Annotated in this window: 17 protein-coding genes; 13 read left to right on the top strand and 4 right to left on the bottom strand. The window is 68.1% G+C overall.

From position 1 onward, the window contains the following. Positions 1-15: 15 nt before the first annotated feature. The 10 genes from D2K64_RS01955 to D2K64_RS01915 all read left to right on the top strand — a co-directional run bounded on the left by D2K64_RS01955 (position 16) and on the right by D2K64_RS01915 (position 11,556). Entirely contained in the window at positions 16-447 is a 432-nt protein-coding gene (locus D2K64_RS01955) for a hypothetical protein (protein ID WP_157985685.1), read from the top strand. A 127-nt stretch (positions 448-574) separates the two neighbouring features. After that, positions 575-1,528, top strand: coding sequence for a malate dehydrogenase (mdh, locus tag D2K64_RS01950; RefSeq protein ID WP_120006120.1), 954 nt, complete (start codon positions 575-577; stop codon positions 1,526-1,528). 76 nt (positions 1,529-1,604) lie between these two features. Beyond that, complete coding sequence (gene sucC / locus D2K64_RS01945; RefSeq protein ID WP_120006118.1) at positions 1,605-2,801, top strand: ADP-forming succinate--CoA ligase subunit beta; 1,197 nt, start codon at positions 1,605-1,607, stop codon at positions 2,799-2,801. Between the two features lies 1 nt (position 2,802). Further along, on the top strand, positions 2,803-3,693 hold the full coding sequence (gene sucD, locus D2K64_RS01940; protein WP_120006116.1) for a succinate--CoA ligase subunit alpha: 891 nt from the start codon (positions 2,803-2,805) through the stop codon (positions 3,691-3,693). A 202-nt stretch (positions 3,694-3,895) separates the two neighbouring features. Beyond that, on the top strand, positions 3,896-6,781 hold the full coding sequence (locus D2K64_RS01935; RefSeq protein WP_120006114.1) for a 2-oxoglutarate dehydrogenase E1 component: 2,886 nt from the start codon (positions 3,896-3,898) through the stop codon (positions 6,779-6,781). A 54-nt stretch (positions 6,782-6,835) separates the two neighbouring features. After that, positions 6,836-8,101 carry a 2-oxoglutarate dehydrogenase complex dihydrolipoyllysine-residue succinyltransferase gene (odhB, locus tag D2K64_RS01930; RefSeq protein WP_120006112.1) on the top strand — a complete coding sequence of 422 codons (1,266 nt, stop codon included), beginning with the start codon at positions 6,836-6,838 and terminating at the stop codon, positions 8,099-8,101. A 167-nt stretch (positions 8,102-8,268) separates the two neighbouring features. Then, positions 8,269-8,868: an MFS transporter gene (locus tag D2K64_RS26065; RefSeq protein WP_306418929.1), complete on the top strand. Its 600-nt coding sequence runs from the start codon at positions 8,269-8,271 to the stop codon at positions 8,866-8,868. Continuing rightward, positions 8,865-9,578, top strand: a complete 714-nt coding sequence (locus D2K64_RS26060; protein WP_306418928.1) for an MFS transporter — start codon at positions 8,865-8,867, stop codon at positions 9,576-9,578. The genes D2K64_RS26065 and D2K64_RS26060 overlap by 4 nt, the downstream gene beginning before the upstream one ends. Positions 9,579-9,706: 128 nt before the next feature. Then, positions 9,707-11,098 (top strand): dihydrolipoyl dehydrogenase, encoded by a 1,392-nt coding sequence (gene lpdA, locus D2K64_RS01920; RefSeq protein WP_120006110.1) that lies wholly within the window; start codon positions 9,707-9,709, stop codon positions 11,096-11,098. 179 nt (positions 11,099-11,277) lie between these two features. Then, positions 11,278-11,556, top strand: coding sequence for a PGPGW domain-containing protein (locus tag D2K64_RS01915; protein WP_120006108.1), 279 nt, complete (start codon positions 11,278-11,280; stop codon positions 11,554-11,556). A 5-nt stretch (positions 11,557-11,561) separates the two neighbouring features. Here D2K64_RS01915 and D2K64_RS01910 read toward each other — a convergent pair whose 3' ends face one another. From D2K64_RS01910 to fsa, 4 genes are read right to left on the bottom strand one after another with little or no spacing between them, the layout of a single operon-like run. Next, positions 11,562-11,897, bottom strand: coding sequence for an antibiotic biosynthesis monooxygenase family protein (locus tag D2K64_RS01910; protein ID WP_120006106.1), 336 nt, complete (start codon positions 11,895-11,897; stop codon positions 11,562-11,564). 57 nt (positions 11,898-11,954) lie between these two features. Then, positions 11,955-12,866, bottom strand: a complete 912-nt coding sequence (locus D2K64_RS01905; protein ID WP_120006104.1) for a tyrosine recombinase XerC — start codon at positions 12,864-12,866, stop codon at positions 11,955-11,957. Next, positions 12,863-13,522: a hypothetical protein gene (locus D2K64_RS01900; RefSeq protein WP_120006102.1), complete on the bottom strand. Its 660-nt coding sequence runs from the start codon at positions 13,520-13,522 to the stop codon at positions 12,863-12,865. The genes D2K64_RS01905 and D2K64_RS01900 overlap by 4 nt, the downstream gene beginning before the upstream one ends. 36 nt (positions 13,523-13,558) lie before the next feature. Next, positions 13,559-14,215 (bottom strand): fructose-6-phosphate aldolase, encoded by a 657-nt coding sequence (fsa, locus tag D2K64_RS01895; protein WP_120006100.1) that lies wholly within the window; start codon positions 14,213-14,215, stop codon positions 13,559-13,561. A 90-nt stretch (positions 14,216-14,305) separates the two neighbouring features. Here fsa and D2K64_RS01890 point away from each other — a divergent pair, with 90 nt between their 5' ends. The 3 genes from D2K64_RS01890 to atpA all read left to right on the top strand — a co-directional run bounded on the left by D2K64_RS01890 (position 14,306) and on the right by atpA (position 18,836). Then, positions 14,306-16,495 carry a primosomal protein N' gene (locus tag D2K64_RS01890; RefSeq protein ID WP_120006098.1) on the top strand — a complete coding sequence of 730 codons (2,190 nt, stop codon included), beginning with the start codon at positions 14,306-14,308 and terminating at the stop codon, positions 16,493-16,495. A gap of 222 nt (positions 16,496-16,717) precedes the next feature. Beyond that, positions 16,718-17,299 (top strand): F0F1 ATP synthase subunit delta, encoded by a 582-nt coding sequence (locus tag D2K64_RS01885; RefSeq protein WP_241792945.1) that lies wholly within the window; start codon positions 16,718-16,720, stop codon positions 17,297-17,299. Between the two features lies 1 nt (position 17,300). Next, entirely contained in the window at positions 17,301-18,836 is a 1,536-nt protein-coding gene (gene atpA / locus D2K64_RS01880; RefSeq protein WP_120006094.1) for a F0F1 ATP synthase subunit alpha, read from the top strand. Positions 18,837-18,843: the final 7 nt, after the last annotated feature.

The following is an 18,843-nucleotide window of genomic DNA, read 5'->3' as shown; positions in this document are numbered from 1 at the left end:
AAAAGAGGAGCTGCCATGCGAAGCGTCATGACCGCCTGCCTGCTGGGACTGCTGGCCTTCGGGCTGGCCCCCGCCGTGCTGGACCACAGCGCCGGAGCGGCCTCGCCGCGACGGGATGGTCCGGCGGCGTCCGGCATGAGCAAGACGGCCAAGGCGCTGAGTTCGGTGGGCAGCGCCACGAGCCGCCAAGCCTCGCGGCCGATGGCGCGCACCGGTAGCGTGGCGGCCAGCCGCCCCGCCAGCGCCAAGCCGGTGCAGCTCTTGCGGCAGCCGAAGCTGCAGCGCACCGCCAGCCGGGTGCCGCAGGCCCGGGTGACGGCGCCGCAGCGCACCTCCTGGCAGGCCGGGCTGCCGATGGCCTCCGGCGAGCAGCGGGAATGCCCGATCGGCACCATGGCGACCCTGGCCCGGGGTCATGACGACGTGGTTCGCTGCCTGCCGCTCTGATTGCGGAGCCAAGACCTTTTTCGCCCCACGCGCGCTGCTTGTCGGAGTGCTGGGAGCGGGGTAGGAAGGCACGGCACGATTTTTAGATTTCCGCCTGACATCGAAATTCCTTGAAGGAGCCCCGTCCATGGCCCGCAACAAGATTGCGCTGATCGGCGCCGGCAACATCGGGGGCACGCTGGCCCACCTGATCGGCCTGAAGGAGCTGGGCGACGTCGTGATGTTCGACGTGTTCGGCGGCGTTGCCGCCGGCAAGGCGCTCGACATCATGCAGTCGAGCCCGGTGGACGGCTTCGACAGCGCCATGAGCGGCGGCTCCGACTACTCCGCCATCGCCGGTGCCGACGTGATCATCGTTACCGCCGGCTTTCCCCGCATGCCGGGCATGAGCCGCGATGACCTGTTGACCAAGAATGCCGGCGTGATGGGCCAGGTGGCCGAGGGCATCAAGCAATACGCCCCCGACGCCTTTGTGATCTGCATCACCAACCCGCTCGACGTCATGGTCTGGGCGCTGCAGCAGAAATCCGGCCTGCCGGCGCACAAGGTGGTCGGCATGGCCGGCGTGCTGGACAGCGCGCGCTTCCGCCTGTTCCTGGCGCAGGAGTTCAACGTCTCGGTCGAGGACGTGACCGCCTTCGTGCTGGGCGGCCATGGCGACACCATGGTGCCGCTGACCCGCTATTCCACGGTGGCCGGCATCCCGGTGCCCGACCTGATCAAGATGGGCTGGACCACCCAGGAGAAGATCGACGCCATCGTAGCGCGCACCGCCAATGGCGGCGGCGAGATCGTCAAGCTGCTGGAAAAGGGCTCGGCCTTCTACGCCCCCGCCGCTTCGGCGGTCGCCATGGCGGAAAGCTACCTGAAGGACAAGAAGCGCGTGCTGCCCTGCGCCGTGATGCTGAACGGCGAGTACGGCATGAACGACTTCTATGTCGGCGTCCCGGTGGTGATCGGCGCCGGCGGCGTGGAGAAGGTGGTCGAGGTCGAGTTCCTCCCCGAGGAGAAGGCCGCCTTCGACAAGTCCTGCGATGCGGTGAAGAAGCTCGTCGAGGACTTCAAGAAGCTCGGCGTCTGATAATGCCGGCCGGGGCTTTCCGCCCCGGCCATTTCGGCCGGGCCACGGCCGTCCAGCCCATGCAGAGGGTGAACGGATGAATATTCACGAGTATCAGGGCAAGGAGCTGCTGAAGCGCTACGGCGTTGCAGTGCTCGATGGCCATGTGGCCTGGACCGCCGCCGAGGCGGAAGAGGCGGCGAAGAAGCTGCCGGGTCCGGTGTATGTGGTGAAGTCGCAGATCCACGCCGGCGGGCGCGGCGCCGGCCGCTTCAAGGAAGACCCGAATGGCAAGGGTGGCGTCCGCGTCGTCAAGTCGGTCGAGGACGTCCGCGCCGCCGCCGATGCCATGATCGGCAAGACGCTGGTGACCAAGCAGACCGGCGAGGCCGGCAAGCTGGTGAGCCGCGTCTATGTCGAGGATGGCTGCGACATCAAGCGCGAGCTGTATCTTTCCCTGCTGGTGGACCGCGACACTTCCTGCATCGTCATCATGGCGTCCACCGAGGGCGGCATGGAGATCGAGGAGGTCGCCGAGCACAATCCGGAGAAGATCCTGAAGGCGGTGGTGGACCCGGCTTCCGGCGTCTCCGGCTTCCATGCCCGCAAGCTTGCCTTCGGGCTGGGCCTGGAAGGCAAGCAGATCGCCGCCTTCACCAAGTTCGTCTCGGCCATGTACAAGGCCTTCGTCGAGCTGGATTGCGCCATTGTCGAGATCAACCCGCTGGTGGTGACCGGCGCCGGCGACGTGGTGGCGCTCGACGCCAAGGTGAGCTTCGACGACAGCGCGCTGTTCCGCCACAAGGACCTCGAGGCGCTGCGCGACGACAGCGAGATGGACCCCAAGGAACTCGACGCGGTCAAGAACGACCTGAACTATGTCGCGCTCGATGGCGAGATCGGCTGCATGGTGAACGGCGCCGGGCTTGCCATGGCCACCATGGACATCATCAAGCTGTACGGCTCCTCGCCGGCCAACTTCCTCGATGTCGGCGGCACGGCGACGGCCGAGCGCGTCACCGAGGCGTTCCGGATCATCACCTCCGACAGCAACGTCAAGGCAATTCTGGTCAACATCTTCGGCGGCATCGCCAAGTGCGACATGATCGCCAATGGCGTTGTCGCGGCGGCCAAGAACCTGACGCTGTCCGTGCCGCTGGTGGTGCGCCTCGAAGGCACCAATGTTGAACTCGGCAAGAAGATCCTCGCTGAATCCGGCCTGAAGATCATCCCCGCCGACAACCTGGCCGACGCCGCCGAGAAGGTGGTGCGCGCCGTGAAGGAGGCCGCGTAACATGGCCATTCTCGTCGACGCGAACACCAAGGTGATGACGCAGGGCTTCACCGGGTCGCAGGGCACCTTCCATGCCGAGCAGGGCATCGCCTATGGCTCGAACTATGTGGGCGGCGTGACGCCGGGCAAGGGTGGCCAGACCCACCTGAACCTGCCGGTGTTCAACACCGTTGCCGAATGCGCTGAAGCAACCGGCGCCAACGCCTCGGTCATCTACGTGCCGCCACCCTTCGCCGCCGACTCCATCCTGGAGGCCATCGACGCCGAGATCCCGCTGATCATCTGCATCACCGAGGGCATCCCGGTGATCGACATGATCAAGGTGAAGCGGGCGCTCTCCGGCTCGAAGTCCCGCCTGATCGGGCCGAACTGCCCGGGCGTGATCACCCCCGATGCCTGCAAGATCGGCATCATGCCGGGTCACATCCACAAGCGCGGCTCGGTCGGCATCGTGTCCCGTTCGGGCACGCTGACCTACGAGGCGGTGGCGCAGACCACGGCGGCTGGCCTTGGCCAGTCCACCTGCGTCGGCATCGGCGGCGATCCGGTGAAGGGCACCGATTTCACCGAGGTGCTGGAGATGTTCCTGGCCGACCCCGAGACCCAGTCGATCATCATGATCGGCGAGATCGGCGGCCAGTCCGAGATCCAGGCGGCTGAGTTCCTGGGGCTCGAGAACAAGCCGGGCTCGGCCAACTACAAGCCCGTGGTCGGCTTCATCGCCGGTGCGACCGCGCCTCCGGGCCGCCGCATGGGCCATGCCGGCGCCGTCATCTCCGGCGGCAAGGACACCGCCGAGGCCAAGATGAGCGCCATGCGCGAGGCCGGCATCCATGTGGCGGACAGCCCGGCAGCGCTGGGCTCCACCATGGTGAAGGCGCTGCAGGGCTGATGCCTGCTGCGCCGCAGCATCGCCAGCTTGGCCGACCGCGCGGGGCTGTTATGCAGCTTCGCCACGGCTGCCGGCAATGTTGTGGACATGGACTGTGTGTTATGGCGCGCCGCCCCCATATCGGGGGCGGCGTTCCGCTTTGTGACGTCCTGAGCTGAACTGACGCTCCAGCGCTGGCCACGGCGCGGGCGAGGAGGAGATGATGGCCGGTATCGACATCCTGGCAAGCGCGATGACGGGGGCGAACGCCACCTTCCTCGCCGACCTTTACGCGCGCTGGGTGGAAAATCCGGACAGCGTGGACATCTCCTTCCAGGAGCTGTTCGCGGCGTTGAACGATGATGCCCGCGCCGTGCTGCATGACGCCACCGGCGCCTCCTGGGCACCGCGGCTGCGCGGCGAGTTTGCTCCGGCGCCGGAAGCGCCGAAGACGGACCCAAGGAAGAGTGCCAAGCCTGCCGCGCCGCCGGCTGCCGATCCTGCCGCGGCCCGCCAGCAGGTGATGGACTCCCTGCGCGCCCTGATGTTCATCCGCGCCTACCGCGTGCGCGGCCACCTGGAAGCGCAGCTTGATCCGCTGCACCTTTCCAAGCCGAAATCGCATCCGGAGCTCGATCCGAAGACCTACGGCTTCACCGATGCCGACATGGACCGGCCGATCTTCATCGACCGCGTGCTCGGCAAGGAAACCCCGACGCTGCGCGAGATCATGACGATCCTGCGCGCGACCTATTGCGGTCCGATCGGCGTCGAGTTCATGCACATCCAGGATCCGGAGCAGAAATCCTGGCTCCAGCAGAAGGTCGAAGGCGCCCCCTGGGCAAAGCAGTTCGACGCCGCGGCCAAGCGGCAGATCCTGCAGCAGCTGACTGAGGCCGAAGGCTTCGAGGCGTTCTGCGCCCGCAAATATGTCGGCACCAAGCGGTTCGGCCTGGAGGGTGGCGAAGTCACCATTCCGGCGCTGCAGACCCTGATCGCCACGGCGGCCGATGCCGGCGTGTCCGAGATCGCCATCGGCATGCCGCATCGCGGACGCCTGAACACGCTCGTGAACGTGGTGAAGAAGCCCTTCACCAAGGTGTTCGCCGAGTTCAAGGGCATCTCCGCCAATCCTGACGATGTGCAGGGTTCGGGCGACGTGAAGTACCACCTCGGGACCTCCACCGACATCGAGATCAATGGCCGGCAGGTCCACCTGTCGCTGCAGCCCAACCCGTCGCACCTCGAGGTCGTGGACCCGGTGGTGGTGGGCAAGGTGCGCGCCCGCCAGGACATGGCCGGTGACACCAAGAGCCGCCGCTCGGTGATGGCCATCCTGCTGCATGGCGACGCCGCCTTCGCCGGCCAGGGCGTGGTGTACGAGACGCTGGCGATGAGCCAGCTCATCGGCTACCGCACCGGCGGCACCGTGCATGTGGTGGTGAACAACCAGATCGGCTTCACCACCGTTCCGGCGCATGCTTATTCCGGCCTGTACTGCACGGATGTGGCGAAGTCGGTGCAAGCGCCGATCCTGCACGTCAACGGCGACGATCCGGAGGCGGTGGTGTTCTGCGCGCAGATGGCCGCCGAGTACCGCATGAAGTTCGGCGCCGACGTGGTGCTGGACATCGTCTGCTACCGCCGCCATGGCCACAACGAAACGGATGAGCCGGCCTTTACCCAGCCGACCATGTATGCGCGCATCAAGGAAACCAAGACCACCCGCACCCTGTATGCGGAGCGTCTGGCCCAGGATGGTGCCGTGCCGGCCGATGAAGGCAAGGCCATGCTGGACGCGTTCTACGCCCAGCTGGAGGAAGCCTACCAGGCGGCGCAGACCTTCAAGCCGAACAAGGCCGATTGGCTGGAAGGCCACTGGGCCGGGCTGAAGGCGGCCGGCTCCGAGGGGGAGGAGAAGGAGGACGGCACCGCCGTCGCCCTCGACACCCTGCGCGAGGTCGGCCTGGCGCTGGCCCGTGTGCCGGGCGACTTCAACGCCAACTCCAAGATCACCCGCCAGCTTGATTCCAAGAGGAACGCCATCGAGACCGGTGAGGGCATCGACTGGGCGACCGGCGAGGCGCTGGCCTTCGGCTCCCTGCTGCTGGAAGGCCACCGCATCCGCCTGTCGGGCGAGGATGTGCAGCGCGGTACCTTCTCCCACCGCCATTGCGTGCTGGTGGATCAGAAGACCCAAGCGGAATACATGCCGCTGAACAACATCCGCGACGGCCAGAAGCGGATGGAAGCCTTCAACTCGCTGCTGAGCGAGATGGGCGTGCTGGGCTTCGACTACGGCTACACCCTGGCCGATCCGCAGACCCTGGTGCTGTGGGAAGCGCAATTCGGCGACTTCGCCAATGGCGCGCAGGTGGTGATCGACCAGTTCATCGCCTCGGCCGAGACCAAGTGGCTGCGCATGTCCGGCCTCGTGATGCTGCTGCCGCACGGCTATGAGGGGCAGGGGCCGGAGCATTCCTCCGCCCGGCTGGAGCGCTACCTGCAGCTCTGCGCCGAGAAGAACATGGCGGTGTGCAACTTCACCACGCCGGCCAACTACTTCCATGCGCTGCGCCGCCAGATGAAGCGCAACTACCGCAAGCCGCTGGTGGTGATGACGCCGAAGTCGCTGCTGCGCCACAAGCTGGCGGTCAGCTCCCTGGCGGAGTTCGCGCCGGGCAGCATCTTCCAGACGGTGATCCCGGAAACCGATGCCATCGCGGCGCCGGACCAGGTGAAGCGCGTCGTGCTCTGCACCGGCAAGGTCTATTACGACCTGCTACAGGAGCGCCGCGACAAGAAGGTGCAGGACGTCGCCATCGTGCGCGTCGAGCAGATGTATCCCTTCCCGGCGCGGTCGCTGACCCGCGTGCTCGGCGAATACAAGAACGCCGAGGTCGTGTGGTGCCAGGAGGAGCCCGAGAACATGGGCGCCTGGACCTTCCTCGACCGGCGCATCGAGAAGGTCCTGAAGGAGCTGGGCAACAAGGCGCAGCGGCCGCTCTATGTCGGGCGTGAGGAGGCGGCGAGCCCCGCCACCGGCTCCGCCAAGATCCATCAGCAACAACAGGAAAGCCTGGTGCGCGAAGCGCTGGGTCTTTCCTGATCCTTTCTCACCTCACCGGCAGCGTAACGGCAGCGGCATAAAGGCGACGGCAGAATGACTGAGATTTTGGTACCCACCCTGGGCGAGAGCGTGTCCACCGCCACCGTGGCGAAGTGGATGAAGAAGGCGGGCGAGGCCGTGGCCGCCGACGAGCCCCTGGTGGAGCTAGAAACCGACAAGGTCACGGTGGAGGTGAACGCCCCCGCTGCCGGCGTGCTGGAAGCCATCAGCGCCGATGAGGGCGCCGAGGTCGAGCCCGGTGCAATTCTCGGCACCATCTCGGCCGGCGAGGGCAAGGTTTCGCCCAAGGCGACCGAGGTGCCCGGCACCGAGAAGCCGCCGGCGCCCAAGGCCTCGGGCCCGACTGCCGGCAATGCGGCCAACGCGCCGAAGGTCGAGGAGCCGCGCCGTGAAACCGGGCCAGTGTCGCGTCCGGGCGGCGGCCATGCGCCGCTGCCGGCCGCGGCCAAGATGATGACGGAGAACAGCGTGTCGGCCGAGCAGGTCGGCGCCGGCACCGCCAAGGATGGCCGCATCAGCAAGGGCGATGTGCAGGCCTTCCTGAGCCGGCCGGCGCCGGAAGTGGCCAAGCCCGCGCCCAAGGCGGCCCGCGCGCTGGAAGGCGGCGAGGAGCGGGTGAAGATGACCCGCCTGCGCAAGACCATCGCCAACCGGCTGAAGGAGGCGCAGAACACCGCCGCCATGCTGACCACCTTCAACGAGGTGGACATGGGCGCGGTGATGGCCCTGCGCTCCGAATACAAGGACGCCTTCGAGAAGAAGCTCGGCACCAAGCTCGGCTTCATGTCCTTCTTCGTGAAGGCCTGCGTGGCAGCGCTGAAGGACTACCCGGCCGTCAATGCCGAGATCGATGGCGACGATCTGGTGTACAAGAACTTCGTGCACATGGGCATCGCGGTGGGCGGCCCGTCCGGCCTCGTCGTGCCGGTGCTGCGCAATGCCGACGGGATGTCCTTCGCGGAGATCGAGAAGTCGATCGCCAATTTCGGCAAGCGCGCCCGTGACGGCCAGCTGAAGCTGGAGGAACTGTCGGGCGGTTCCTTCACCATCACCAATGGCGGCATCTATGGTTCGTTGATGTCCACCCCGATCCTGAACCCGCCGCAATCCGGCATCCTGGGCATGCACAAGATCCAGGAGCGGCCGATGGTGGTGAACGGCAAGATCGAGATCCGCCCGATGATGTATCTGGCGCTGTCCTATGATCACCGCATCGTGGACGGCAAGGAGGCGGTGTCCTTCTTGGTGCGCGTCAAGGAAAGCATCGAGGATCCGCGCCGCCTGCTGCTGGATCTCTGATCCTTCCGGCATCGGCTGAACGAGGCGGGGCCACGGCCCCGCCTTTTTTCTTGGCTGCGCCGCGACAGTGTCAGCATTGCTGCCATATCGGGTCAGCCATGAAGGCGGAACACTCCCGCATTCCACTGCCGGGGCCGACAAAGATGGCCTGTGCAGGAGGACGCCCGATGAGTGTTTCAGTGCCGATAAGCGCGGTGGACCCGCATGATACGCGCAGGCGGGTGATGGCAATCGTGGCCAGCTCATCCGGCAACCTGGTCGAGTGGTACGATTTCTACGCCTACTCGTTCTTCTCGCTCTACTTCGCCCACCATTTCTTTCCGTCCGACAACCGTACGGCCGAGCTGCTGAGCGCCGCGGGCGTGTTTGCCGCCGGCTTCCTGATGCGCCCGATCGGCGGCTGGCTGTTCGGCAGGCTGGCCGATCGCAAGGGCCGCCGCTTCTCCATGCTGCTGTCGGTGTTGATGATGTGCGGCGGCTCGCTGCTGATCGCCATCCTGCCCACCTATGAGACGGCCGGCATCCTGGCGCCGGCCCTGCTGGTGGCGGCGCGGCTGCTGCAGGGCCTGTCGGTCGGCGGCGAATATGGCACCAGCGCGACCTATATGAGCGAGGTCGCGACCTCCCGCCATCGTGGCTTCTTCGCGTCCTTCCAGTACGTCACGCTGATCGGCGGGCAATTGCTGGCGGTGCTGGTCGTGGTGGCGCTGGAGCAGACGCTCAGCACCGACGCGCTGCGCGGCTGGGCCTGGCGCATCCCTTCGTGATCGGCGGGCTCGCGGCCATCATCGCCCTGTTCCTGCGGCGTACCCTGCATGAGACCACCAGCGCCAGCGACCGCAACGCCAAGGAGGCGGGTTCGCTGGCCGGCATGCTGCGTCATCCGCGCTCGGTGCTGGTGACCCTGGGCCTGACGGCAGGCGGCAGCCTGATCTTCTACACCTTCACCACCTACATGCAGAAATTCCTGGTCAACACCGTGGGCTACGCGCCGAAGCAGGCTAGCCTGATGATGATGGTGGCGCTGTTCCTCTACATGCTGGCGCAGCCGGTCTTCGGCGCGCTGTCCGACCGGATCGGGCGGCGCAACCAGCTGCTGGCCTTCGGCGTGCTCGGCACGCTGTTCACCCTGCCGCTGATGCGCGCCATCAGCGGCAGCGGCGGCGAGGCCTGGGTGACCCTGTCTCTGCTGCTGGCGGCGCTGGCCATCGTCAGCCTCTACACTTCCATCTCCGGCGTGGTGAAGGCGGAGCTGTTTCCGGTCGAGGTGCGGGCGCTGGGCGTCGGCCTCTGCTATGCCATCGCCAATGCCCTGTTCGGCGGCAGCGCCGAGTATGTCGGCCTGTCCTTCAAGAACGCCGGTGCGGAGGGAGGCTTCTACTGGTACGTGGCCGCGCTGATGGCCGTGGCGCTGGTGGCGGTGATCTGCATGCCGGACCCGCGCCGCCTCCGCCACATGGAGCACGCCCCGCGTTGACGATGGCGGCGGCCGCCCTGGCCGCCCGTCTCATATAACGACCCAGGAATGCCCGGCGGCCTCTTGCCCGGCGCGCCTCGCCGGGTCAGTTTGCCGGCCGTCCATTTTGTCAAGCAGGTGCTTCGCTCATGTCCGACAGCTTCGACGTCATCGTCATCGGCGCCGGCCCCGGTGGCTATGTCTGCGCCATCCGCGCCGCCCAGCTCGGCATGAAGGTCGCCTGCGTGGAGAAGCGGTCCACCCTGGGCGGCACCTGCCTCAATGTCGGCTGCATCCCGTCCAAGGCGCTGCTGCAATCCTCGGAGAACTTCGAGGAAACAAAGCACAAATTCGCGGATCACGGCATCATGGTGGAGGGGGTCAAGCTCGACCTCCAGCGCATGCAGGCGCGCAAGGGCGAGGTTGTCTCGGCCAACACCAAGGGCGTCGAATTCCTGTTCAAGAAGAACAAGGTCACTTGGCTGAAGGGCGAGGGCCGCATCACCGCCCCCGGCAAGGTCGAGGTGGCCGGCCAGAGCTACGACGCCAAGAACATCATCATCGCCACCGGCTCCGACAGCGCCCCGCTACGCGGCGTCGAGGTGGACGAGAAGCAGGTCGTGACCTCCACCGGCGTGCTGGAGCTGGAGAAGGTGCCGGACCACCTCGTGGTGATCGGCGGCGGCGTGATCGGGCTGGAGCTGGGCAGCGTGTGGCGCCGCCTGGGTGCCGAGGTCACGGTGATCGAGTACCTGGATCGCCTGGCGCCCGGCATGGATGGCGAGACAGCCAAGCAGTTCGAGCGCGTGCTGACCAAGCAGGGCATCAAGTTCAAGCTGAAGTCCAAGGTCACCGCCGCCGCCAAGTCGGCCGAGGGCGTCACCCTGACCGTTGAGCCCGCGTCCGGCGGCGCGGCCGAGGAGGTCAAGGCGGATGTCGTGCTGCTGGCGATCGGGCGTCGCCCCTACACTGACAATCTCGGCTTGGCCGAGGTTGGGGTGGAGCTGGACGAGCGCGGCCGCGTCAAGACCGACAAGCACTTCGCCACCAACGTGCCCGGCATCTACGCCATCGGCGACGTCATCGCCGGCGCCATGCTGGCGCACAAGGCCGAGGATGAGGGCGTCGCCCTGGCCGAGATCCTGGCCGGGCAGGCAGGCCACGTGAATTACGGCGTGATCCCGGCCATCGTCTATACTTGGCCCGAGATCGCCAGCGTCGGCGAGAGCGAGGAAGAGCTGAAGGCGCGCGGCCAGGCCTACAAGGTGGGCAAGTTTCCCTTCATGGCCAATGGCCGCGCCCGCGCCATGGGCGACGTGGACGGCTTCGTGAAGATCCTGGCCGACAAGGAAACCGACCGCGTGCTCGGCGCCCATATCCTGGGCCCGGATGCGGGCACGCTGATCGCCGAAGTCGCCATCGCTATGGAATTCGGCGCCAGCGCCGAGGACGTGGCGCGCACCTGCCACGCCCATCCGACGCTGAACGAGGCGGTCAAGGAAGCGGCGCTGGCCGTGGACGGTCGCCCGCTGCATATCTGACCGGCCGGGCGCGGATGCGAGGCGATCCTTGTTTCGCTCCGCGCCTCCGGTAGCCCACCGCGGAGCCGATGTTCGGGGTGGAAAGGCGCCGCTCCTGCCCGGCGCCGCGGCGGGCGGATCATTGATCCGCCACGCCCTCGGCCCCTTGAGCCCCGGCGGGACAGGGCCATCTTCAGCCGATGCTTGATGCAAGGCCTTCCTGGAAGCGCAAGCTGCTGGGGATTTCGCTTCTGGTTCTGGGCGTGCTGGGACTGGTGCTGCCGATTCTCCAGGGCGGGTTGTTCCTGTTGCTCGGCGTGTTCGTGTTGCGCGACCAGTATGACTGGTCGCGGCGCTGCCTCGCCTGGTGCCATGCACGCTGGCCGTCGCAGGTGAACAAGCTGGACGGGCTGGAGGCCAGGATGCTGGTACGCAGCCGCAATTGGGGAAGGCGGCTGCGGCTACGCTTCGGGCGCTGATCCGGTCAGCCGGTGCGGCCGTAGGCTTGTCGCAGCTTCAGGATCTGCACGGATTGCGGCAATTCGATCAGGAATTCCGGGTCCAGCAGCAGGTGGTGAACATTCGTCGGCGCGGCACCCGTCAGCGCGGTCATGGCTTCGAGGCTGGGCCAGTAGGAGATGGTGACGAACTCGGTTTCACCCTCGCGGTCCTCGCGAAAGGTTTGTACGCCCACCGCCTTCTCGATCAGCGGGCGGATTCCGGCTTCGAAATTATAGGCTTCGTATTCATCGGCGCGCTCGCGCCGCACGCGCCCGCGCCAGATGCGGGCAATGGCTGGACGAGAACTCGGCTCGTTCATGGGTGATCCTCCCGGGATACAACGGAAGGTCAACGCAGGGACGCGGCGAGGTTTGCCTCAATCCGCCCGCGGATGCGCCTTCTGCCAGGTTTCCAGCAGGCGCACCGCGTCCACCGCGGTGTAGCGCTGGGTGGTGGACAGGCTGGCATGGCCCAGCAATTCCTGGATCGAGCGCAGATCGCCTCCTGCACCTAGCAGGTGGGTGGCAAAGGAATGCCGCAGGGCGTGCGGCGTGGCGTTCTCGGGCAGGCCGGCCAAGCGGCGATAGTCGCGCAGCGCTTTCTGTGCCACCGCGGCATCCAGCCTGCCGCCACGTGCCCCGGTGAACAGCGGTGCCTCCGGCAGCAGGTTGCCCCGCAGCGCGAGGTAGGCGGCCACCGCCTCGGCCACGGCGGGCAGCACCGGCACGATGCGCTCCTTGTTGCCCTTGCCGCGCACCCGCAGCCCGGTTCCGGCCCGCGGGGCGTCCCGCACGTCCAGGCTCAACGCCTCGGAGATGCGCAGACCGCAGCCATAGAGCAGCGTGAACAAGGCGGTGTCGCGGGAGGCCTGCAGTGGGGTGTGCTCCACCGCCCCGACGGCGCTCGCCACCTCGCGCGCTTGCTCCGGCGTCAGCGGGCGGGGCGCGGGCGGCACCACGCGCGGGCCGCGCAGCCCCGCCAGCGCCAGGGGTTCGATCCCGTGGTGACGGGCCAGAAACCGCAGAAAGCCGCGCACCGCCGCCAGTTGGCGGGCCCGGGTGGCGTTGCCCACGCCGTCGCGGGTGGCGCGCTCGGCCAGAAAGGCGCGCAGATCGGCCGGGCGCAGCGCGCCCAGCGCGGCCAGGTCCGGCTCGGCGCCCAGGTGGCGGGCGAGGAAGCCGAGGAAATCCGTCAGGTCGGCGCCATAGGCGGCCAGGGTATGGGGGCTGGCCCGCCGTTCCTGCGCCAGCCAGTCCAGCCAGCGCTGTCGCGCCTCAAACCCGGTCATGCGCGCGCCAGCGCCGCCGCCAGGGCGGCGGCCAGGAATTGCAGCTGCATGGAGGACCCGCGGCTCGGCAACGCGGCTTCGTGGCGGGCGCCCAACACCAGCAGGGTGGGGGCGCCCGGCAGCGGCACCAGGGCCAGCGCGTCGCGCAGCACCAGAGCGGCGGCCTCGGCATGCAGCAGCGGCAGCTCGGTGGGGGTGGCGCGCACCAGCGTGTCGCGGCCGGCGGGCAGCAGCCGGGCGACGCTGCCGGCGGGCAGGAACAGGCGGTGAGCGGCCGGCGGCGCCTCGCTGGCCACCGCGCAATGCTCCAGGCCCAGCAAGACGGGCCATTCCTGGGCCACCGTTTCCGCCGGGTCGCGGCTGGCGATCAGGGCCAGCACCGCCGACTGGGTGCGGGCGGCGAAGCCGCCACCCTCGCGCGCGGCCTCGGCCAGGTGGCGGGTGGCGGCGCGCTCGGCGGTGATCATCGCGGCCATGTGGTCGGCGAGCCCGTCGCCATGCACCCGGCGGGGCGGGGTCAGCAGGCGGTACAGGTCGGGCCGTCCGGCCAGGAAACCCGGATGGTCACGAAGCCAGGCCGCCACATCGTCCTCATTCATCGGGGCACGGCGCGGCGGAAAGGGCACGGGGTCATGCGGCGCAGAGAAGGGCAGCATTCCCGCCACGTCAAAGAAAACCCGCTCGGCGGCCGGTCAGAGGATGCTCTGGCCGGTCTTCTTCCAATCGGCCGTGAAGGCTTCCAGGCCGCGGTCGGTCAGCGGGTGCTTGATCAGCTGGCGGATCACGGCGGGCGGAAGGGTAGAAACATGAGCGCCCAGCTTCGCCGCCTGGGTCAGGTGCCAGGGATGGCGGATCGAGGCCACCAGTACCTGCGTCGTCAGCTCCGGGTAGTTGCGGTAGATCGTCATGATGTCGGCGATCAGCTGCATGCCGTCCTGCGCCAAGTCATCCAGCCGGCCCACAAAGGGCGAGATGTAGGTGGCGCCGGCCTTGGCCGCCAGCAATGCCTGGGTGGGGGAGAAGCACAGCGTCACGTTGACCGGCGTGCCTTCGGAGGTCAGCGCCTTGCAGGTGCGCAGCCCGGCCTCGGTCAGCGGTACCTTGACCGCGACATTGCCGGCGATGCCGCGCAGGAAGCGGCCCTCGGCCAGCATGGTCTCGTGGTCCTCGGCCGTCACCTCGGCGGAAACCGGGCCCGGGGTGATCTCGCAGATCTCGGCGATCACCTCGCTCATCCTGCGGCCCGATTTCGCGATCAGCGACGGGTTGGTGGTGACGCCATCCACCATGCCCAGATCGGCCAGGGCGCGGATCTCGGCCACATCGGCCGTGTCGACGAAGAACTTCATGGGTCAGGCTTCCTGTGGCGTCGGGTTGCGGCGGTGGTTTAGCAAGGGCGGGGCGTTGAACGAAAGGCCGCGGCAGCGGACATTGGGTGTATGGCTCGTCTGCGTGTTCTGCTGCCCCTGCCGCTGGCCGGCGCTTATGACTACCGCGTGCCGGCCGGCATGGCGGTGCCGCCGCCCGGCAGCTTCGTGCAGGTGCCGCTGAGCGGCCGCGACACGCTGGGCGTGGTGTGGGACGGCGAGGCCGATCCCGACCTGCCGGAACGCCGCCTACGCGACATCGCCGCGGTGTTCGACACGCCGCCGATGACGGACAGCCTGCGCCGCTTCGTGGAATGGGTGGCGGCCTATACACTGTCTCCGCCGGGCGCCGTGCTGCGCATGGCGATGAGCGCGCCCGCGGCCCTGGACCCGCCGGCGGCCAAGGCGGGCTGGCGGCTGACCGAAACCGGCCTGCGGGCCAAGCGCGGCCAGTCCAACGCCCGCTTCACCGAGAACCGCCGCCGCGTGCTGGACACGCTGGACGAGGGCGAGGTGCGCGGCGCGACCTCCCTCGCCGTCGCAGCCGGCGTTTCGGCGGGGGTGGTGCGCGGCATGGCGGAATCTGGTCTGCTGGAGCCGGCGCTGCTGCCGCGCGCCGAGGAGTTTCCCGCCCCCGACCTGTCGCGGCCCGGCCCTGAACTCGGGGCCGAGCAGGCGGAAGTCGCGGCGCAGCTGCGCGCCGCGGCGGCGACACGGCAGTTTGGCGTCACGCTGCTGACCGGCGTCACCGGCTCCGGCAAGACCGAGGTGTACCTGGAAGCGGTGGCCGAGTGCCTGGCGCAGGGTCGGCAGGCGCTGGTGCTGCTGCCGGAAATCGCGCTGTCCACCCAGTGGCTGGAACGCTTCGCCCGCCGCTTCGGCGCCGAGCCGGCGCTGTGGCATTCGGAACTCGGCGGGCGGCGGCGGCGCGACACCTGGCGGGCGGTGGCGGAAGGCCGGGTTTCGGTGCTGGTGGGCGCCCGCTCCGCCCTGTTTCTGCCGTTCCCCGACCTCGGCCTGATCGTGGTGGATGAGGAGCACGAGACCTCCTTCAAGCAGGAGGAGGGCGTGATCTACAATGCCCGCGACATGGCGGTGGTGCGCGCCCGCCTGTCCCAGGCCGCCTGCGTCCTGGTGTCCGCCACGCCCAGCCTGGAAACCCTGACCAATGCCGAGCAGGGTCGCTATGCTGCCGCCCACCTACCGGTGCGGCACGGCGGCGCCTCGCTGCCCAGTGTCGAGGTGATCGACCAGCGGGTGACGCCGCCGGAGCGCGGGCGCTTTCTCAGCCCGCCGCTGGTCGCGGCGATCCGGGACACGGTCGCCACAGGGCAACAGGCGATGCTGTTCCTGAACCGCCGTGGCTATGCGCCGCTGACGCTGTGCCGCGCCTGCGGGCACCGCATGCGCTGCCCGAACTGCACCGCCTGGCTGGTGGAGCACCGGCTGCAGCGCCGCCTGCAATGCCACCATTGCGGCCATGCCGAGCCGATCCCGCCCACCTGCCCGGAATGCGCCGCCGAGAACAGCCTGACGCCGCTCGGCCCCGGCGTGGAACGGGTGCAGGAGGAAGCGGCCGAGCTGTTCCCTGACCTGCGGCGGCTGGTGATGGCCTCCGACACCATTCCCGGCCCCGCCGCGGCGGCGGAGGCCGCACGAGCTATCGAGGCGCGGGAGGTCGACCTGATCATCGGCACCCAGATCGTGGCCAAGGGCTGGCACTTCCCGCACCTGACCCTGGTGGGCGTGGTGGATGCCGATCTCGGGCTCGCGGGGGGCGACCTGCGCGCCGCCGAGCGCACCGTGCAGTTGCTGCACCAGGTGGCCGGGCGGGCCGGCCGGGCCGAGGCGCCGGGCCGGGTGCTGCTGCAATCCTGGAGCCCGGAACATCCGGTGATGCAGGCGCTGGTGTCCGGCGACCTGGACGGCTTCATGGCGGCCGAGGCGGCGCAGCGGCGGCCCGGTCACTGGCCACCCTTCGGCCGCCTCGCGGCGCTGGTGGTGTCGGCCGAGGATGAGCGCGAAGCGGATCGCGTGGCACGCGACCTCGGCCTGTCGGCGCCCCGGGGGGAGGGGGTGGAGGTGCTGGGCCCAGCGCCCGCGCCGCTCGCCCTGTTGCGCGGCCGGCACCGCCGACGCCTGCTTCTGAAATGCCGGAGAGAGGTGGCGGTGCAGCCCATTCTGCGAGAATGGCTGAGCCGGGTCGCGGTGCCGGCCAGCGTGAAAATCCAGGTGGATGTGGATCCCGTAGGCTTTCTGTGAGCGATGGCTCTGTAACAGGGATGTTCCGGAAAAGCGGCCTTTCGGTGAATCGGCTGTAAGGATTCCCGGGCACCCCTGTTGCCGCATTGCGACACATCGTGGTAATGCCGGCGCGCCGCGACGAACCTTGTTCGCCGCACCATGAACATGTCCAGCCGCCGATTCCGCCGCCCGGGCGGGCCGTGCGGCGGGACGCCGGGAAAGCAGAGAACGGGATCTTCCGTGGCCTCCGAAGCGACCAACGTCTCGCCCCACGCGAACCACCCCTCCGGCTTGGCGCAGCGCTATGCGCTGGCTCTGCTGGAGCTGGCCAAGGACCGCAAAACGGTCGATGCCACCGCCGATGAACTGGAATCGCTGCGCAAGCTGATCGCCAGCGATGCCGGGTTCCGCGCCTTTATCGAGGATCCACGGCTCGACGCCACCGCGCAGCAGCGCGCCACCTTCGCCATCCTGGAGAAGATCGGCGTGAGCGGCGCGGTGCGGAACCTGGTTGGCGTGCTGATCGCCAACCGTCGTCTGGTGGCCCTGCCGCAGGTGATCGCGGCCTTTGCCGCGCTTCTCGCCGAGCAGCGCGGGCAGCAGACCGCTGAGGTTTCCTCCGCCCATCCACTGACCGACGTCCAGCGCACGCAGCTGACTGCGCGCCTGACTGAGGCCGGTTTTTCCAATGTCAAGCTGGTCGAGCGCGTCGACCCCGCCCTGCTGGGCGGGCTGGTCGTGCGCATCGGTTCCCGGCTGTTCGACAGTTCTATCAAGTCCAAGCTGCAGCGCCTGCAGTACGCCATGAAGGGGGCCGCCTGATATGGAGATCCGTCCTGCCGAGATCTCGGAGATCCTGAAGCAGCAGATCGCCGGCTTTGACGCCGACGCGAATGTTGCCGAGGTCGGCACCGTGTTGAGCGTGGGCGATGGCATCGCCCGCGTCTATGGCCTGCAGAACGTGATGGCCGGTGAGTTGGTGGAGTTTCCCTCCGCCGGCCTGAAGGGCATGGCGCTGAACCTCGAGACCGACAACGTCGGTATCGTGATCTTCGGCGACGACGCCGCCGTCCGCGAGGGCGACACCGTCTCCCGTACCGGCGACATCGTGCAGGTGCCGGTCGGCAAGGGGCTGCTTGGCCGCGTGGTCGACGGCCTCGGAAACCCGATCGATGGCAAGGGCCCGCTGAGCGACGTCAGGCCCGCGCTGGTCGAGGTGAAGGCTCCCGGCATCATCCCGCGCAAGTCGGTGCACGAGCCGATGCAGACCGGCATCAAGGCGATCGACGCCCTGATCCCGATCGGCCGTGGCCAGCGCGAGCTGGTGATCGGTGACCGCCAGACCGGCAAGTCCGCCGTGCTGATCGACACCATCATCAACCAGAAGCCCATCAACCAGGGCACGGATGAGTCGAAGAAGCTCTACTGCATCTACGTCGCCGTGGGGCAGAAGCGCTCCACCGTGGCGCAGCTGGTGCGCACGCTGGAAGAGAACGGCGCGATGGAATATTCCATCGTGGTCGCCGCCACCGCGTCCGACCCGGCGCCGATGCAGTTCCTGGCGCCCTATACCGGCTGCGCCATGGGCGAGTTCTTCCGCGACAACGGCATGCACGGCCTGATCATCTACGACGATCTGTCCAAGCAGGCGGTGGCTTACCGCCAGATGTCGCTGCTGCTGCGCCGTCCGCCGGGCCGCGAGGCCTATCCGGGCGACGTGTTCTACCTGCACTCCCGCTTGCTGGAGCGCGCGGCCAAGATGGGCGAGGCCGCCGGCCTCGGCTCGCTGACCGCCCTGCCGGTGATTGAGACGCAGGCGGGCGACGTGTCGGCCTACATCCCGACCAACGTGATCTCCATCACGGACGGCCAGATCTTCCTGGAGACCGAGCTGTTCTTCAAGGGCATCCGCCCCGCTGTGAACGTCGGCCTCTCGGTCTCCCGCGTGGGTTCCGCGGCGCAGATCAAGGCGATGAAGCAGGTCGCCGGCAAGATCAAGCTCGAACTGGCGCAGTACCGCGAGATGGCGGCCTTCGCGCAGTTCGCCTCGGATCTCGACGCTTCTACCCAGTCGCTGCTGGCACGTGGCGCGCGGCTGACCGAGCTGCTGAAGCAGCCGCAGTTCCAGCCGGTTCCGGTCGAGGAGCAGGTGGTGTCGCTGTTCGCCGGCACCCGTGGCTACCTGGACAAGATCAATGTCGGCCAGGTCGGCAAGTTCGAGCGCGAGCTGCTTAGCGGGGTGCGCACCAGCGCCCCGGAGATCCTGGACAGCATCCGCGACAAGAAGGAAATCACCAAGGACACCGAGGCCAAGCTGGTCTCCTTCCTGGATGATTTCGCCAAGACGTTCGCGGCCTGAAGGTAGG

The organism is Teichococcus vastitatis, from assembly GCF_003604215.1.
GTDB classification, from domain to species: domain Bacteria; phylum Pseudomonadota; class Alphaproteobacteria; order Acetobacterales; family Acetobacteraceae; genus Pseudoroseomonas; species Pseudoroseomonas vastitatis.
Note: the sequence above shows the minus strand (reverse complement) of the source record. Positions and strands in the feature narration are given on the sequence as shown.

Coding starts and splice junctions, on each gene's coding strand:
- fsa (WP_120006100.1), bottom strand. CDS start 14,215: ATGAAGTTCTTCGTCGACACGGCCGATGTGGCCGAGATCCGCGCCCTG.
- D2K64_RS01935 (WP_120006114.1), top strand. CDS start 3,896: ATGGCCGGTATCGACATCCTGGCAAGCGCGATGACGGGGGCGAACGCC.
- lpdA (WP_120006110.1), top strand. CDS start 9,707: ATGTCCGACAGCTTCGACGTCATCGTCATCGGCGCCGGCCCCGGTGGC.
- D2K64_RS01915 (WP_120006108.1), top strand. CDS start 11,278: ATGCTTGATGCAAGGCCTTCCTGGAAGCGCAAGCTGCTGGGGATTTCG.
- D2K64_RS26065 (WP_306418929.1), top strand. CDS start 8,269: ATGAGTGTTTCAGTGCCGATAAGCGCGGTGGACCCGCATGATACGCGC.
- D2K64_RS01900 (WP_120006102.1), bottom strand. CDS start 13,522: ATGCTGCCCTTCTCTGCGCCGCATGACCCCGTGCCCTTTCCGCCGCGC.
- D2K64_RS01905 (WP_120006104.1), bottom strand. CDS start 12,866: ATGACCGGGTTTGAGGCGCGACAGCGCTGGCTGGACTGGCTGGCGCAG.
- sucC (WP_120006118.1), top strand. CDS start 1,605: ATGAATATTCACGAGTATCAGGGCAAGGAGCTGCTGAAGCGCTACGGC.
- D2K64_RS01955 (WP_157985685.1), top strand. CDS start 16: ATGCGAAGCGTCATGACCGCCTGCCTGCTGGGACTGCTGGCCTTCGGG.
- sucD (WP_120006116.1), top strand. CDS start 2,803: ATGGCCATTCTCGTCGACGCGAACACCAAGGTGATGACGCAGGGCTTC.
- mdh (WP_120006120.1), top strand. CDS start 575: ATGGCCCGCAACAAGATTGCGCTGATCGGCGCCGGCAACATCGGGGGC.
- D2K64_RS01890 (WP_120006098.1), top strand. CDS start 14,306: ATGGCTCGTCTGCGTGTTCTGCTGCCCCTGCCGCTGGCCGGCGCTTAT.
- D2K64_RS01910 (WP_120006106.1), bottom strand. CDS start 11,897: ATGAACGAGCCGAGTTCTCGTCCAGCCATTGCCCGCATCTGGCGCGGG.
- odhB (WP_120006112.1), top strand. CDS start 6,836: ATGACTGAGATTTTGGTACCCACCCTGGGCGAGAGCGTGTCCACCGCC.
- atpA (WP_120006094.1), top strand. CDS start 17,301: ATGGAGATCCGTCCTGCCGAGATCTCGGAGATCCTGAAGCAGCAGATC.